This is a genomic window from Curtobacterium sp. ODYSSEY 48 V2, from assembly GCF_023712625.1.
In the GTDB taxonomy this organism is placed as follows: domain Bacteria; phylum Actinomycetota; class Actinomycetes; order Actinomycetales; family Microbacteriaceae; genus Curtobacterium.
Genome location: NZ_JAMAXX010000009.1, coordinates 54,621 through 69,432, shown reverse-complemented (window position 1 = coordinate 69,432; position 14,812 = coordinate 54,621). Strand labels below are relative to the sequence as shown.

The 14,812-nt window shown below is 71.8% G+C and carries 14 protein-coding genes; 7 read left to right on the top strand and 7 right to left on the bottom strand.

What is annotated here, in order from left to right; translation table 11 throughout:
- Positions 1-10: 10 nt before the first annotated feature.
- On the bottom strand, positions 11-619 hold the full coding sequence (locus M3666_RS14140) for a dTDP-4-dehydrorhamnose 3,5-epimerase family protein (protein ID WP_066655027.1): 609 nt from the start codon (positions 617-619) through the stop codon (positions 11-13).
- Positions 620-643: 24 nt separating this feature from the next.
- The gene (locus M3666_RS14135) at positions 644-1,756 is read right to left on the bottom strand and encodes a glycosyltransferase (RefSeq protein ID WP_251155553.1); all 1,113 of its coding nucleotides are present in this window, start codon (positions 1,754-1,756) and stop codon (positions 644-646) included.
- Between the two features lie 110 nt (positions 1,757-1,866).
- Here M3666_RS14135 and M3666_RS14130 point away from each other — a divergent pair, with 110 nt between their 5' ends.
- The 3 genes from M3666_RS14130 to rfbD all read left to right on the top strand — a co-directional run bounded on the left by M3666_RS14130 (position 1,867) and on the right by rfbD (position 4,729).
- On the top strand, positions 1,867-2,808 hold the full coding sequence (locus M3666_RS14130; RefSeq protein WP_209685179.1) for a glycosyltransferase family 2 protein: 942 nt from the start codon (positions 1,867-1,869) through the stop codon (positions 2,806-2,808).
- Between the two features lie 83 nt (positions 2,809-2,891).
- Positions 2,892-3,878, top strand: a complete 987-nt coding sequence (rfbB, locus tag M3666_RS14125; RefSeq protein WP_251155552.1) for a dTDP-glucose 4,6-dehydratase — start codon at positions 2,892-2,894, stop codon at positions 3,876-3,878.
- Positions 3,875-4,729, top strand: coding sequence for a dTDP-4-dehydrorhamnose reductase (gene rfbD / locus M3666_RS14120; protein ID WP_251155551.1), 855 nt, complete (start codon positions 3,875-3,877; stop codon positions 4,727-4,729). Before rfbB ends, rfbD begins: the two co-directional genes overlap by 4 nt.
- Positions 4,730-5,020: 291 nt before the next feature.
- Here the strand turns inward: rfbD and M3666_RS14115 are convergent, their stop codons facing one another.
- Together M3666_RS14115 and M3666_RS14110 are read right to left on the bottom strand one after the other, a co-directional pair.
- Positions 5,021-6,040 carry a pentapeptide repeat-containing protein gene (locus M3666_RS14115; RefSeq protein ID WP_251155550.1) on the bottom strand — a complete coding sequence of 340 codons (1,020 nt, stop codon included), beginning with the start codon at positions 6,038-6,040 and terminating at the stop codon, positions 5,021-5,023.
- Positions 6,037-7,581, bottom strand: coding sequence for a hypothetical protein (locus M3666_RS14110; protein WP_251155549.1), 1,545 nt, complete (start codon positions 7,579-7,581; stop codon positions 6,037-6,039). Before M3666_RS14110 ends, M3666_RS14115 begins: the two co-directional genes overlap by 4 nt.
- 126 nt (positions 7,582-7,707) lie before the next feature.
- Here M3666_RS14110 and M3666_RS14105 point away from each other — a divergent pair, with 126 nt between their 5' ends.
- Positions 7,708-8,847, top strand: a complete 1,140-nt coding sequence (locus M3666_RS14105) for a glycosyltransferase family 1 protein (RefSeq protein WP_251155548.1) — start codon at positions 7,708-7,710, stop codon at positions 8,845-8,847.
- A 130-nt stretch (positions 8,848-8,977) separates the two neighbouring features.
- Positions 8,978-9,664 carry a hypothetical protein gene (locus tag M3666_RS14100; protein ID WP_251155547.1) on the top strand — a complete coding sequence of 229 codons (687 nt, stop codon included), beginning with the start codon at positions 8,978-8,980 and terminating at the stop codon, positions 9,662-9,664.
- Positions 9,665-9,727: 63 nt separating this feature from the next.
- Here M3666_RS14100 and purE read toward each other — a convergent pair whose 3' ends face one another.
- Together purE and M3666_RS14090 are read right to left on the bottom strand one after the other, a co-directional pair.
- On the bottom strand, positions 9,728-10,195 hold the full coding sequence (purE, locus tag M3666_RS14095) for a 5-(carboxyamino)imidazole ribonucleotide mutase (protein ID WP_209685282.1): 468 nt from the start codon (positions 10,193-10,195) through the stop codon (positions 9,728-9,730).
- A 124-nt stretch (positions 10,196-10,319) separates the two neighbouring features.
- Positions 10,320-11,456 carry a 5-(carboxyamino)imidazole ribonucleotide synthase gene (locus M3666_RS14090; protein WP_251155545.1) on the bottom strand — a complete coding sequence of 379 codons (1,137 nt, stop codon included), beginning with the start codon at positions 11,454-11,456 and terminating at the stop codon, positions 10,320-10,322.
- 131 nt (positions 11,457-11,587) lie between these two features.
- Between M3666_RS14090 and M3666_RS14085 the strand changes: the two genes are divergently transcribed.
- Both M3666_RS14085 and M3666_RS14080 read left to right on the top strand, forming a co-directional pair.
- Complete coding sequence (locus M3666_RS14085) at positions 11,588-12,115, top strand: GtrA family protein (protein ID WP_209685165.1); 528 nt, start codon at positions 11,588-11,590, stop codon at positions 12,113-12,115.
- A 24-nt stretch (positions 12,116-12,139) separates the two neighbouring features.
- Positions 12,140-13,714: a DUF2142 domain-containing protein gene (locus M3666_RS14080; protein WP_251155544.1), complete on the top strand. Its 1,575-nt coding sequence runs from the start codon at positions 12,140-12,142 to the stop codon at positions 13,712-13,714.
- A 102-nt stretch (positions 13,715-13,816) separates the two neighbouring features.
- Here M3666_RS14080 and M3666_RS14075 read toward each other — a convergent pair whose 3' ends face one another.
- Positions 13,817-14,773, bottom strand: a complete 957-nt coding sequence (locus M3666_RS14075; RefSeq protein ID WP_209685161.1) for a lysylphosphatidylglycerol synthase domain-containing protein — start codon at positions 14,771-14,773, stop codon at positions 13,817-13,819.
- Positions 14,774-14,812: the final 39 nt, after the last annotated feature.

The following is a 14,812-nucleotide window of genomic DNA, read 5'->3' as shown; positions in this document are numbered from 1 at the left end:
CGGACCGTCCTTACTTCTTCGTGCGGAGGGACTCGGTGTAGGCCACCGCTTCCTCGTAGGTCGGCAGCAGGCCCTGCTCGGCGGCCTGCTCGAGCGTCGGGGCCGAGGTGTCCTTCTCGGAGAGCACCGGCTCGCCGATCCCCTCGGGCAGCTCCAGGCCGACCGTCGGGTCGAGGATGCTGATGCCCTTCTCGCGCTGCGGGTCGTAGTGGGCGCTCACCAGGTAGTTCACCGTCGAGCGGTCCTCGAGCGCGACGATGGCGTGGCCGAGTCCCTCGGACAGGTAGACAGCCCTGCGGTCGACGTCGTCGATGCGGACCGCGTCCCACTGGCCGAACGTCGGCGACCCGACGCGGATGTCGACGATGTAGTCGATGAAGGCCCCGCGGACGGCGGTGACGTACTTGGCCTGGCTGGGGGCGACGAGGGCGTAGTGGATCCCGCGGGCGACACCGGCGGACGAGATCGACATGTTCACCTGGCGGAGGTCGAGCGGGTGACCGACCGTGTCCTCGAGGACGTCGGCACGGTACGCCTCGAGGAACGCTCCTCGTGCGTCGCCGTGCTGGACGGGCGTGAACTCCCACGCGCCGGGGATCTTCAGTTCGCGGATCTGCACCGGGGCAGCCTAGCAAGGAGCGCGTCAGGACAGCCCGAGGGCCAGGCGCCATGCCGTCTCGCCGGGTCGGTCGTCCCCGACGGTGCGCTCCGCCAGGACGTACCGGCGCGCCCGTCGGACACGGACGTCGGACTCGCGCAGGGCAGCACGGACCGCTCGCTGCCACGCCTCCGGCTGGTCACCGACGAGGAGACCACCGTGCTCGTCGGCACCCCGGTACGACGGCCGGTCCGACCCGACGAAGGGCAGGCCGAGCATCGTGTACTCGAGGAACTTGAGGTCGCTCTTCGCGTCGTTGAACCGGTCACCGGTCAACGGTGCGACCCCGGCGGACCACCGGTCGGCCTGCGCCCGGAGGAACGCGACGAAGGCCGGGTAGTGCTGCGCCCCCTCGGGGAGCGCGAGTCGGTCGTACCAGGTGTCGTCGTCGCCGGTGACCCCGACGACCTCCAGCCGGACCGGCCGGCCGTCGTCGTCGATCAGGTCGGCGAAGACCGGACGGAGCAGGTCGAGGTCGCCGCCGTGCGTCGCGCTGCCCATGTAGAGGACGCGTCGCGGGCTGCGGTCGTCCGGGTCGGCGGCGGCAGGGCCGCCGGGGTCCGCGTCCCACAGCCCGGGTTGGACGCCGTTCGGCACCACGACGGCGTCGACGCCCTGCGCCGCGAGCACGTCCCGGAGCGTCGGGGTGGACACCACCACCGCGTCGGCGCCCCGGACGAGCCGATCGACGGAGGCGAGCCGGTCGGGGTCGTACTCCGCCTGCGCGAGGCGTGTGCGCGCCTCCGGGGTGAAGAAGTCGTCGTCGACCTCGGCGACGATCCGCGTGCCCTCGCGGGCGGCCCTGGCGAACGCTGCGTCGAGCGCGGCGACCGGGAAGGCGTCCCGCTGCACCAGGATCGCGTCGAGGTGCGCGGTGTCCGAACCGTCCGCCCAGCGCACCGGGTCCACCTGCGCGACCCGTGCCCTCCCGGACGCGGCGAGCGCCGTCATCCGTCCCGTCACCCGGACGTGTGCCGACGCGGGGTGCACGCCACCGGCACCGTGCACGACGAAGCCGACCAGGGGCGGAGCCGAGGTCGACGGGGCCGTGCCCCGACGACCGAGGAGACGGGCGACGGTCGACCGGAGGGCTGCCATGGGGCCATCGTCGCACGACGACCGCTGGACCTGAGCATTCGTACGGGCACGTAGGATGGTCGCCGACTTCCCGCACGGGGAGGAGCGCCGACGACCTCAGGGACCCACTCGTGAAACTGTTCGTCCAGATCCCCTGCCTCAACGAGGAGCAGACCCTCGCCTCGGTCCTCGAGACGATCCCGACCTCGATCCCCGGCGTCGACGAGATCGAGGTCCTGGTCATCGACGACGGCTCGACCGACCGGACCGTCGAGGTGGCCCGGGCGCACGGGGTCCGGCACGTCGTCCGGCACACGCGGAACATGGGGCTGGCGCGGTCCTTCCGTGACGGCGTCGACTACGCCCTGCTCCACGGGGCCGACGTCGTCGTGAACACCGACGGGGACAACCAGTACCCGCAGGCGCAGATCGCCGACCTCGTGCAGCCGATCGTGCGCGGCGAGGCCGACATCGTGATCGGTGACCGCCAGACCCGGACGATCGAGCACTTCTCCGGGTTCAAGAAGGCGATGCAGACCTTCGGGTCGTGGGTCGCGAGCCGTGCCGCGGGGCTCGACCTGCCCGACGCGGCGAGCGGGTTCCGCGCCTACTCGAAGTACGCGCTCATCCGGCTCAACATCGTCACGCGCTTCAGCTACTGCATGGAGACCATCGTGCAGGCGGGCTACAAGCGGCTCGCCATCGCCAGCATCCCGATCACGACGAACGCCAAGACCCGCGAGTCACGACTGTTCAAGAACATCTGGCAGCACATGTTCCAGTCCGGGTCCGCGATCGCACGGGTCTACCTCATGTACCGGCCACTGGCGCTCTTCGCCTGGGTGAGCGCCGTCCTGGGCGCCGCGGGACTCATCCCCTTCGTCCGCTACCTCGTGCTGCTCTGGACGGACAGCGGCGGCAACCACCTGCAGTCGCTCATCCTCGGCATGGTCCTGATGATCAGTGCCCTGCTGTCGATCACGATCGGCGTCGTCGCAGACCTGACGAGGCTGAACCGCACGCTCGCCGAGGAGCAGCTCGACCTGCAGAAGCTCGCGCGGTACGGGGACTGACCCCGGACCGCCCCCGCTACACTCGACCCGACCGCCGTCGGCCCCGTGACCGGCACACATCGGCCTTGCAAAGGAAACCAAGCGTGAAGATCCTCGTCACCGGAGGGGCCGGCTTCATCGGCTCGAACTTCGTCCGTCGGACCCTGGAGGACGCGTACCCCGGGCTGGAGGGCTCGGAGGTCGTCGTGTACGACGCCCTGACGTACTCGGGGAACCTCGAGAACCTCGCTCCCGTCGCGGACTCGCCGCGCTACACGTTCGTGCAGGGAGACATCCGCGACGCCGCGAAGCTCGACGAGGTCGTCCCCTCGGTCGACGCGATCGTGCACTTCGCCGCCGAGTCGCACGTCGACCGCTCCGTCCGTGACTCCGGGATCTTCGTCGAGACCAACGTCGTCGGCACGCAGCGTCTGCTCGACGCAGCACTGCGCCACGGCACCGAGCGGTTCGTCCACGTCTCCACGGACGAGGTGTACGGCTCGATCAGCGAGGGCTCGTGGGACGAGGACCGTCCGCTCGAGCCGAACTCGCCGTACTCGGCGTCGAAGGCGGGCAGCGACCTGCTCGCCCGCAGCTACCACCGCACCCACGGGCTGAACCTCTCGATCACGCGGTGCTCGAACAACTACGGGCCGTACCACTTCCCCGAGAAGGTCATCCCGCTCTTCGTGACGAACCTCATCGACGGCAAGAGCGTCCCGCTGTACGGCGAGGGCAACAACGTCCGCGACTGGCTGCACGTCGACGACCACACCCGCGGCATCGCGATGGTCCTCGTCGGGGGACGCGGGGGCGAGATCTACAACATCGGCGGCGGCACCGAGCTGACGAACAAGGAGCTCACCCAGCTCCTCCTCGACGCGACCGGCAAGGACTGGTCGTCCGTCGAGCACGTGCAGGACCGCCTCGGTCACGACCTGCGCTACTCGGTCGACATCTCGAAGATCCAGGCCGAGCTCGGCTACGAGCCGCAGGTGCCCTTCGAGCAGGGACTCGCCGACGTCGTGCAGTGGTACCGGGACAACCGTGCGTGGTGGGAGCCCCTCAAGGAGCGCGCGGCCCTCGCATGACCCGCTACCTCGTCACCGGCGCCGCCGGCATGCTCGGTCAGGACCTGCAGCTGGCCCTGGCCGGGCGTGACGTGACCGCCCTGTCCCGCGCCGACCTCGACGTCACCGACCAGTCCGCCGTGTCCGCGGCGGTCGCGGGACACGACGTCGTGATCAACGCCGCCGCGTACACGAAGGTCGACGACGCCGAGTCCCACGAGGAGGCGGCCACCGCCGTCAACGCCCGGGGGGCGGAGACACTCGCCACCGCAGCCGCGGCGAGCGGTGCGCGGCTCGTCCAGGTGTCGACCGACTACGTCTTCGACGGTACCGGGACCGCGCCGTACGCCGAGGACGGTCCGACTCGTCCGCTCGGTGTCTACGGACGCACGAAGGCCGCCGGGGAGGACGCCGTCCGCGCGATCCTCCCGGACGCGTCGTACATCGTGCGGACCGCCTGGCTCTACGGCGCCCACGGCCCCAACTTCGCCAAGACCATGGTCCGGCTCGCGGGCTCCCACGACACGGTGAGCGTGGTGACCGACCAGGTGGGGCAGCCGACCTGGACCGGCGACCTCGCACGGCAGGTCGTGGCGCTGCTCGACGCCGACGCCCCCGCGGGCACGTACCACGGCACCAACGCCGGGCAGGCGTCCTGGTTCGACTTCACCCGCGCGATCTTCAGCGCTGTCGGGCTCGACCCGGAGCGGGTCCTCCCGACGGACAGCTCCGCCTTCGTCCGGCCCGCACCGCGCCCCGCGTACAGCGTCCTCGGACACGACGGCTGGGCGGCGGCCGGCATCCCCCCGATGCGGGACTGGCGTCAGGCGCTGGACGCGGCGGTCGCCGCCGGCGTCCTCGACCAGCCCTGAGCGCGGACGAGCGGTCCGCCGGGGCCGCGCGTCCGTGCCCGGGCGTCCGCTGATCGGTGCGGAACCGTCCGGCGGACCTCCCCGCTGCCCCTCGTTCCCGACGACGCGGCAGCGGGGGGGCGTCGCCGACGACGCGGCAGCGGGGCCGTCACCCGACCGTACTGGTGGTGCTCCCGCGACCCCGGTCGGCCCACCTGCGAGCCCGGTCGGCGCTCCCGCATCCGCGGCCGGCGGTCGTGTGCGGAGCTCCCGCATCCGCGGCCGGCGGTCGTGTGCCGCCGACCGGTGGACTCACTCGGTGACCGTGAAGGTCATGCTCGTGCGCACCTGCCGCCCGTTGTCCGCGACGAACTCGAGTGTGCGCGTGCCGATCGCGCGCTCGGTGGGGGTCCCGACGATCTGCTGTGTGTCGGCGTCCCAGCGCATGCCGGGCGGCAACGACCCCGAGAACGACGTGAAGACCGAGGGGAACGGGCTCTCGGCGCGGAGCTGCACGGATGCCCGTCGACCGACCTGGAGTCGCACCTCGGAGGGGACGGAGACGATCGGCTGACGCTTCACCTCGACGATCCGGCCGTAGGACAACGTGCCGTCGTACTGGGCGTCCGTCGACAGCCGACACTGCACCACGTTCTGCCCCGGGTAGTACAGGCCCTGGAAGTCCTGGCAGCTGTTCTCGGTGATCCCCGGCTGTGTACCCGCCTCGAGCGTGACCCGGACGGGCTCGTCGTCGTCGACCCACCGGGAGTACTGCGACGCCGCGAGGACCGTCCCCTCGACCACCATGCCGGAGATGCCGGCATCCGTGAAGTCCGTACCGTCCAGCGACGCCCCGGTGAGGTCGGCCTGTGTCAGGTCGGACTGCGACAGGTCGGTCCCCCGCAGGTCCGTCCCCGTGAGGTCGGCGCCGTAGAGGATCGTGCTGCTGAGGTCGGCACCGCGGAGGTCCGCTCCGTGCAGGTCTGCCAGCCGCAGGTCGAGCCCGGACAGGTCGGCACCGGCGAGGTCCTGCCCGGCGCACTCGGCGTGCGACGAGACCGACGCCCCGCGCACGATCGTGCACTCACGGATCGTGGTCGGTGCCGGGCCGGTCGAGACGTACTCGTACCCCACCGACACCAGCGCCAGGACGAGCACGGCGGTGCCGACGGACCACCGACGACGGCGGTACCAGGGGGTCGCAGCACCCGCGGCGCCGGTCCCGGCAACGCGCTCCGGGGTCGTCTGGTCGGCGGCCGTCCGGGCCGCGGTCGTCCGGTCGGCGGCCGTCCGGTCGGCGGCCGTCCGGTCGTCGGTCGTGTCGTCGCTCATCGGACCCCCGTCAGGAAGTGCGGCAGGACCCGTTGCGCGAGCGGCGTGTACCAGCCGGGGTCCTGCGCGTAGGCGGCGAAGGCGAACGGTCCGGCGTAGGTCGCCACGACGAGCACCGCGACGACGGCCACCGGGACGACGAGCGCACGGCGCCAGCCCTCGGGCAGCGTCCGCCAGAGGGCCAGGAGCGACACGATCGCGAACACCACGAGCAGCGGGTAGACCGGTAGGACGTACCGTCCGGCGAAGGCGTACTGGTTGTCGAGGCGCAGGAAGGTCCGCAGGTTGAAGAAGAACGTGGCGGCGACGTAGGTGGCTGCGACGACGGTCCCCCAGACGAAGGAACGCGTGCGGACGAGGATGCGCACGGCGAGGAGCGTCGCGACGAGGGCCACGATGAGGACGACCGCGCCCAGGACCTGCACCCAGGTCGTGATCTGCCACTCGGTGGTGCGGCCGCGGTAGAAGAACATGGTCTGGAAGTACGCACTCATCCAGTCACCGATGAACCCGAACAGGTCGAACGCTGCCGGCGGTGCGTCGTGCAGGATCGCGACGTCGTGCGCGCGCTCGGCGACGAAGTTGCGTCGGTAGATGTCGAACGCGAGGCACTCCTGGTGGGTGTGCACCCGGACGCACGACGGGTTGAACTGCCCGTAGCGCAGCAGGTTCCCGCCCGTCCGTTCGACCATCACCGCTGACACGCCCAGCACGGACACCGTCCAGAGCGTCGACGTCACCGGGTGCCCGCGGAACGCGGCCACGGTCCGGCGCACCGGGTGCGCGAAGGCCTGGAAGCCGTCGCGCTGGACCACGAGCACGAGCGCGACGACCAGCGCGACGCCGACGAACGGGACGAACGTGTACTTCACGACGATCGCCGCGAGGCCGAACGCGACGGCGCGCACGAGGTTCCCCCAGTGTCCCGACGACGAACGGATCATGCGGGCGCACCAGTACAGCATCAGGAAGTACAGGGTGTTGGCCGGGGTGTCGTAGGAGACCCCGGCGCTCTGCCACTCGTACCGCCCCGTCAGGGCGACGACGATGACGGCGAACACGGCGATCGACGTCGAGAAGCCCATGACCCGGAACAGGCGTCGGAGCACCACGAGACCGAGCGCCCCGAGGACCACGTTCACCGCTCGGAGCATGACCACGATCACCGTGTAGGGCGCCTCGAGGTTGACGAGCGGCTTCACCGGGAAGCTCATCAGGTAGTAGTAGACGTAGCTCGGGAACCGCTCGATCTCCCCCATCGTCAGCAGCTGCGGGGCGGCGTCCGTGATGATCGGACCGGCGGTCCAGCTGCGCCCTGCGTAGAAGAGGATGTTGGCGATGTGCCGACCTTCGTCCGGCGCGATCGTACCGGCGTACGGGACGTTCCCCATCCCGTCGACCACCGGCATGTGCACCGCCACCGAGAGGAACGCCCCGATCACCAGGAAGACCACGATCGTCGTGGGCATCGTCCATCGGTGCTCGAGCACCGCGACCAGTCGTCGAGGGTCACCGATCCGCCGGAGGGCGGCGTGCGTCACGGTTGTCAAGGCTCCCCTTCGTCGACGACCGGACAAGCCTAGCCCCCGGAGCCGCCCCCGCGGGCGTGCAGGACGACCCTGGTAGTGTCTGCCGCGCTGTCCGACCGCGATCCGAAGAAGGGCTCCATGACGACTCTGCGCGTGATCGTCGACCAGGTCGTCGCACCGGTGCCGGGCGGGATCGGCCGGTACGCCGAAGAGCTGACGCGCGGGCTCGTCGAGACGGCACCGGACGGGTGTGACGTCGAGGGGATCGTCTCCGCCACCGCCGCGTCCGAGCTCGACCGACTCCGTGCCCTGCTGCCGGGCGTCGACCTCTCCCGGACCGCACTGCCGCGTCGCGAGCTGTCCGTGGCGTGGCAGCTCGGCCTCGCGCGCACCGCCGCCCACGGCATGGTCCACGCCCCGAGTGTCCTGGCCCCGCTGGTCCGCCACGACCCGCTCCGCGACCCGGGCACCCAGACCGTCGTGACGGTCCACGACACGGTTCCCTGGACCCATCCGGAGACCCTGACCCCGCGCGGTGTCCACTTCCACAAGGCGATGGTGCGTCGCGCCTTCCGGTACGCGGACGCGGTCGTCGTGCCGACCCACGCCGTGGCCGAGGAGCTGAACGGGATCCACCGCTTCGGCGACCGGCTCCGCGTGATCGGCGGCGCGCCGAGCAGCAAGCTCCGCGTCCCCGTCGACGCCGACCTGCGGGCCGAGCGACTCGGCCTCCCCGAGCGGTACGTGCTGGCGGTCGGGACCCTCGAGCCGCGGAAGGGCCTGCAGCACCTCATCGCCGCGATGGCACACCCTGAGGCACCGTCGGACGTGCCACTGGTCGTCGCCGGGCCGGACGGCTGGGGCGACGTCGACGTCCACGAGACCGCCGAACGAGCCGGACTCCCTCCCGAGGCCGTCCGGGTGCTCGGGCGCATCGACGACGCCGACCTGGCGACGGTCTACGACCGGGCATCCGTCTTCGTGTTCCCGAGCCTCGCCGAGGGCTTCGGACTGCCGGTCATCGAGGCGATGAGTCTCGGGACCCCGGTCGTCCACTCCGACGACGCAGCGGTCCGCGAGGTCGCGGCGGACGCCGGCGTCACGGTCGCCCGGGAACCGCTCGACTCGTACCCGACCCGGCTCGCGCAGGCCGTGTTCCAGGTCGTCTCCGACGAGAACCTCGCGGCGCAGTTGGCCGTGGCCGGACTCGACCGGGCACGGATGTTCGACTGGCGCGACTCGGCCCTCGAGACCTGGCAGCTGCACGCCGACCTCTGATCCGGCTGCACGCCGACCTCTGATCCGAGGGTCCCCGACCCGGACGACCGGTCCGCGCACCCGACCTCGATGCGCTGCGGCGCCCGTGTCGCCGCGTCGGCTCCGCGTGTGACCTGCGAGGATCGATCGCATGTCCCGTCGACTCCCCGTCACCGCCGCCTCCGTCGTCCTCGCCGTCACCGCCGCCGTCGTGCTCGCAGGGTGCTCCGGTGGCGACGGGCCCGAGCGGACGGCCTCGGCGTCCCCGAGCCGCTCGGCCACTCCGGCACCGACCGGGAGCGCACCGACGACCGTTCCCCCGTCCTCCGGATCCTCACCGTCGGACGTCCCGTCCCCCGGCCCGTCCGGCGGCGTGGACGACGGCACCGGACCCGGTACGGGCAACGGCAGCGGCGTGGAGCAGCCGGACTCCGTCGACTTCGCCGCGGTCTCGGCCCAGGGCGTCGCCGCAGCCGGCGGAGGAACGGTCGTCTCGCTCGCCGGGTCAGGTGACGAGTGGACCGTCGTGGTCGCGGGCCCCGACGGCTCCCGGACCCAGTCGGTGGTCTCCGCGACCCTGGGCCGTGTGACCTCCGGCCCGTTCCCCCGCGACGTGGACGCGGCGACGGCAGCGGCCGACGCAGCCCGGTCCGCCGCAGCCGAGGTCGACGCAGCTGCGGCGGCGGCGTCGGCGACCGCCGCGGTGCCCGGCAGCACGCTCCGGTCCGTCGTCCTGGAGGGGTCCGACACGGCGCCCGTCTGGAACGCGGTCGTCACCGTCGGAGGCGCCGAACGCTCCGTCACGGTCGACGCGCGGACCGGGACCGCGGCCGCCTGAGTCGGGGCGGCCTCCCCGGCGCTCCCGCGGGCCGACGCGACGTCGACAGCGACGACGAGGCCGTCAGAGCTGGGCGCGGAGCGCCGCGGCCTTCCGTTCCACCATCTCCTCGAGCGCACCGGCGTGCTCGGCGAGCCGCTGCGCGACGTCGGCGTCCGAGCTCCCGAGGATCCGCGCAGCGAAGAGCCCGGCGTTGGCAGCGCCGTTGATCGCCATCGTCGCGACCGGGATGCCGGCCGGCATCTGCACGATGGACAGCAGGGAGTCCAGCCCGTCCAACCGCGCCAGCTGCACGGGGACGCCGATGACGGGCAGGGTGGTCATCGACGCCACCATGCCGGGCAGGTGTGCCGCGCCGCCGGCACCGGCGATCACCACACGCACCCCTCGCTCTGCCGCGCCCCGGGCGAACCGCGCCATCTTGTCCGGCGTCCGGTGTGCGGAGACGACGTCTGCCTCGAACGTGATCCCGAGTTCGGTGAGGACGTCGGCAGCAGCGCGCATCGTCGGCCAGTCCGAATCGGACCCCATGATGATCGAGACGAGCGGTGCAGGAGCGGTGGTGTCGGTCACGCGTCGAGCCTAGCCCGCGGGGCCTTCCGCCCGGGGTCGAGGGCACGGCCGAACGTGCACCCGCTGCGGTCCGTCCAGCGGGTCAGTCGTCGAAGTGCGCGGCTGCTGCGCGTGCGCGGTAGACCACGTCGTCGACGTCCTCGCCGGTCACCGTGACGTGACCGATCTTCCGTCCCGGTCGGGGCGCCTTGCCGTAGAAGTGGTACTTCGCCTCGGGGAACGCGTCCAACGCGGCGGGGTACCGGGCCGCCAGGTCCCCGTCGAGCGGACCGCCGAGCACGTTGACCATGACGGACACCGGGGCGAGGGCGCCGGTGGCACCGAGCGGCAGGTCGAGGACCGCGCGGAGGTGCTGTTCGAACTGGCTCGTCGTGGCGCCGTCGATGGTCCAGTGCCCCGTGTTGTGCGGGCGCATGGCCAGCTCGTTGATGAGGATCCGCTCATCGTCGGTCTGGAACAGCTCCACGGCCAGGACCCCGGTCACGTCGAGCTCCTCGGCGATGCGGACGGCGGTGCTCTCCGCTGCGTCCGCGAGCCGCCCGGCGGACCGCGGAGCGGGAGCGATGACCTCGGCGCACACGCCGTCGCGCTGCACCGTCTCGACGAGCGGCCACGCGACGACCTCCCCGGAGGGGCGTCGCGCCACGGACTGCGCGAGTTCACGCGTGAACGGCACGAGCTCCTCCACCAGCAGTGCCTCGTCGGTGCCCGTCTCGGCCAGCGCCGTGAACCAGTCGTCGGCCTCCCCCGCGTCCCGCACGACCCGGACGCCCTTGCCGTCGTAGCCACCACGCGCCGTCTTCACGACCGCACGTCCGCCGTGGGCGGCCAGGAACCGGGCCAGCTCGGTCTGGTCGCGGACCGCAGCCCAGTCGGGGACGGGCAACCCGAGCTCGGACAGCCGGGTGCGCATCGTGATCTTGTCCTGGGCGACACCGAGCGCAGCAGGTCCGGGGTGGACGGCCACCCCGGCGTCCACGAGGCGACGGAGCACCTCCTGCGGCACGTGCTCGTGGTCGAAGGTGACGACGTCGACGTCCCGCGCGAACGCCAGGACGGTGGCGGCGTCGTGGTAGTCGCCCTCCGCTGACGCCGCGATCGCAGCGGACATGCCCGGTCCCTCAGCGAGGACCCGGATGTCGAGGCCCAGCTCGATCGCCGCGGGCACCATCATGCGCGCAAGTTGTCCGCCACCGACGACCCCGACCCGCAACACCATGCTCAAACCCTCCACGACCCCAGGCTCACGCCAGGGTCCACTCGACTACAATCCTGCGAGGCCGATCGTCGATCCGCCCGGCGCCGGCGTTCCCACCGGCATCCGCAAGACTACGGAATCCTGGAGGCCACGTGCGGCGCCTCATCGCCCAGCTCGCCCGGTTCGGCATCGTCGGAGCCTTCGGGTTCCTCGTCGACTTCTCGGTGTTCAACCTGCTGCGGGCGACGGTCCTCTCCCCCGACGAGGTCCACTCCGGCCCGTTCTGGGCGAAGGTGGTCTCGACGGTGGTCGCGATCCTCGTCAACTGGGTCGGCAACCGGTACTGGACCTTCCGTCACCAGCGTCGTTCCGTCGCGGCGAAGGAAGGGCTCGAGTTCGTCGTCGTGTCCCTCGGCGGCATGGTCATCTCACTCGGCTGCCTCGCCGTGTCGCACTACGTGCTGCACTTCACGTCCGCCCTCGCGGACAACATCTCCGGCAACGTCATCGGCCTGGCACTCGGGACGGCGTTCCGGTTCTGGCTGTACAAGGTCTGGGTCTACCACCCGGACCGGGTCGAGCGCGAGAGCGCCGACCGTCGCGGAGCCGAGGCGCAGGACCGTGAGGACGCGCCGGTGGTCCCCGGTGCTCCCGAGGTGGGCCGTCCGTACCAGGGCTGACGCACCGCCCCGTAGGATCGACCGGTGTCGACCGGAACGGAACGCCGAGCAGTGACCGACGGGGCCGTCCCGCCCGTGTCCCGCCGCGAGCTGGTCGCGGTGGCGGTCGTCACGACCGCCTTCGCACTCTGGCTCGGCGTCTGGGCGATGGTGGTCCCCGCCTTCCAGGCCCCGGACGAGACCGCGCACGTCGACGCCGCCGTGCACCTCGCACTGGGCGAACCGTGGGTCGATCCCGGAGACCTGCGTGTGCTGAACGCCGTGCAGGCCGCGGTGGCACAGCAGGACGGAGTCCCGCACGACGAACGGTCGACCTTCTCCGAGCTGTTGGCGGGAGCGCCCGGGGCCTCGGGGACCGTCAACCAGATGACCCAGCACCCGCCCACGGCCTACGCGGCGTACGCGCTCGTCCTGCGTGCGGTGGACTACGGCGACCTGCGCTGGGACCAGGCCCTCCTCGTGCTGCGCCTGGTCGACGCCGCAGTCGTCGCGCCGCTCGCGGTGCTGGCCTGGGCCACCGTCCGACGGTTGACACGGTCTCCCCGGGCCGGGCTGGTGGGCGCTCTGGCACTCTTCGCCACGCCACAGCTCGCGTCCATCGCATCCTCCGTGTCCAACGACGCGCCGGTCCTGCTGCTCTCCGGGGTCGTGGTCTGGATCGTGACACGGGTCCTCACCGGGGACGTGCGCTTGCGGACGCTCGTGTCGCTCGGCCTCGTGCTCAGCCTGCTGGTCTGGACGAAGGGCACCGGTCTGCCCGCGGTGCCCTTCGTCGGACTCGCCGCGTTCATCGGAGGAGCCGGCGCTGCCACGCTCCGGACGCGTGTGGTCCGCGCCGCGGTACCGCTCGTGATCTGCGCGGCGCTCGGGTCCTGGTGGTGGCTGCACAACCTCGTGGCCTACGGTCGGGTCCAGCCGAACGGCTACTCCGCGATCCGGGGGCCGCAGGACTTCCCGCCCGGCGAGGGGCCGTCCGTCCTCCACTTCCTCGACGTCAGCTGGGGGACGCTCACCAGGACGTTCTGGGGCAGCCCCGGCATGCGTGCCCAGGTGAGCATCGGTGACCTCCTGACCGCGCTCCTCACGGTCGTCACCGTGGCGGTCGTCGCGCTCTTCGCCTTCCGAGCGGGTCCGCTCCGACGTCCGGCCGTCGTCCTCGCGGTGTTCCCCGCGCTCCTCGTGGTCGTGCAGACGGCGACGAGCGCCCGCGGGTACCTCACGACGACCGAGGTCGCAGCGACGCAGGGACGGTACTACTTCCCCGCACTGCTCTGCCTCGTCGCCCTGAGCGCGGTCGCGTGGCGACGGCTCGCACGGCGGGTCCACGGGCGCGCCCTCGTCACCGGTCTCGCGGTCGGCCTCCCCGCTGTCGGTGCGTACGGGCTCGTGGTCGTCGGCAACTGGTTCTGGAACGCGGCCGAGCTCCTGCCGACGGCGGCCGGGTCCGAGCGCTTCCGCACCTTCGCGCCGGTGCCGCCCGTCGTCGTCGGCATCGTCGTCGCGTGCGTCGCGGTCGGCGTCGTCGTGACCGTCCTCGCGATCAGCCGGCAGAGGTACCTCGCCGCGTCGTCCCCCGACGTCGGCGGTGCCACGACCTGACCCGCCGATCGGCCCCACGCGACCCGCGGGGCCGACGTGTGACCCGACCGCCGGTCCGGCCCGCCCTGTCGCCCGGGTGCCGTGCGGTGCCGTGCCGGTCCGTCAGACCTGTTCGGGTGTCTCCGCGTCGGGACCCACGGTGACGACCTTCCGTCGGCCGGAGCCGAACCAGGTCGGGATCGCTGCGGTCAGCAGGAACAGCGCGTCCACCGCGAGGCTCCAGATGCGTGTGACGACGACGACGACCAGGGCGACCGGGCCCGGCATCACGATCGCGAGCAGGAGCCCCTGGACGCCCTCGCGGACGCCGAGTCCGCCAGGAGCGAAGACGGCGAGCATGCTGATCGCGGACGCCATGCTCGCCGCGCCGATCACGAACGCGGCGTCCTGGACCCGCAGCGCCGGGTACACCGCGAGTGCGATGAAGTAGTAGGCGGTCCCGGAGATCACGGCGCCGAGGACGTACAGCCCGGCGCCGACCACCACCGTACCGAGCGCCGGCCTGACGTCGTCGTCGAGCGGTCGGCGTCGGAGGATCCGCAGTGCGAGCTGGATCAACCCGAAGAACACCCGCGGGACGAGGCAGACGACGCACCCCACGAACGCCACCACCATGAGGACCACGAGCCAGACGTCGAGGGAGTGCGTCCTGGGGTCGACCAGCAGGAGGACCAGGGCGAGCGCCAGGGTCGCCGCGATCTGCAACGCACCCTCGAGCAGTCCACTGACACCCAGACGCGCCTTCGACACGCCGTGCCGCGAGGCGAAGTAGACCTTGCCGACGATCCAGGTCGCTGCGCCCGGGATGTACCGCCCCATCCACGACTTCGCGTACACGAACGTGAGCGTCGTACCGCTGCCACGCAGGTCGCGGGCGCCGAGCCTGCGGAGGAGGAAGAACCAGATGCCGACGCCCCAGTACCGGAAACCGAGGCTGATGGCCGTCGCGAGTGCGACCCACCACCAGTTCCACTCGACGCCGGCCAGCTGCGCCCAGTCCACGCTCCGGACGTAGAGGAACACGAAGACGGCGAGGGCGACGTAGAAGACGATCGGCACGGCCCGCGTCAGGATCCGCTTCGCCCGAGCGCGCCGTCC

Bases quoted from the DNA above. Each gene is read 5' to 3' on its own strand.
- M3666_RS14105 (WP_251155548.1), top strand. From the start codon at position 7,708: ATGACGACTCTGCGCGTGATCGTCGACCAGGTCGTCGCACCGGTGCCG.
- M3666_RS14090 (WP_251155545.1), bottom strand. From the start codon at position 11,456: ATGGTGTTGCGGGTCGGGGTCGTCGGTGGCGGACAACTTGCGCGCATG.
- rfbD (WP_251155551.1), top strand. From the start codon at position 3,875: ATGACCCGCTACCTCGTCACCGGCGCCGCCGGCATGCTCGGTCAGGAC.
- M3666_RS14135 (WP_251155553.1), bottom strand. From the start codon at position 1,756: ATGGCAGCCCTCCGGTCGACCGTCGCCCGTCTCCTCGGTCGTCGGGGC.
- M3666_RS14100 (WP_251155547.1), top strand. From the start codon at position 8,978: ATGTCCCGTCGACTCCCCGTCACCGCCGCCTCCGTCGTCCTCGCCGTC.
- purE (WP_209685282.1), bottom strand. From the start codon at position 10,195: ATGGGGTCCGATTCGGACTGGCCGACGATGCGCGCTGCTGCCGACGTC.
- M3666_RS14115 (WP_251155550.1), bottom strand. From the start codon at position 6,040: ATGAGCGACGACACGACCGACGACCGGACGGCCGCCGACCGGACGGCC.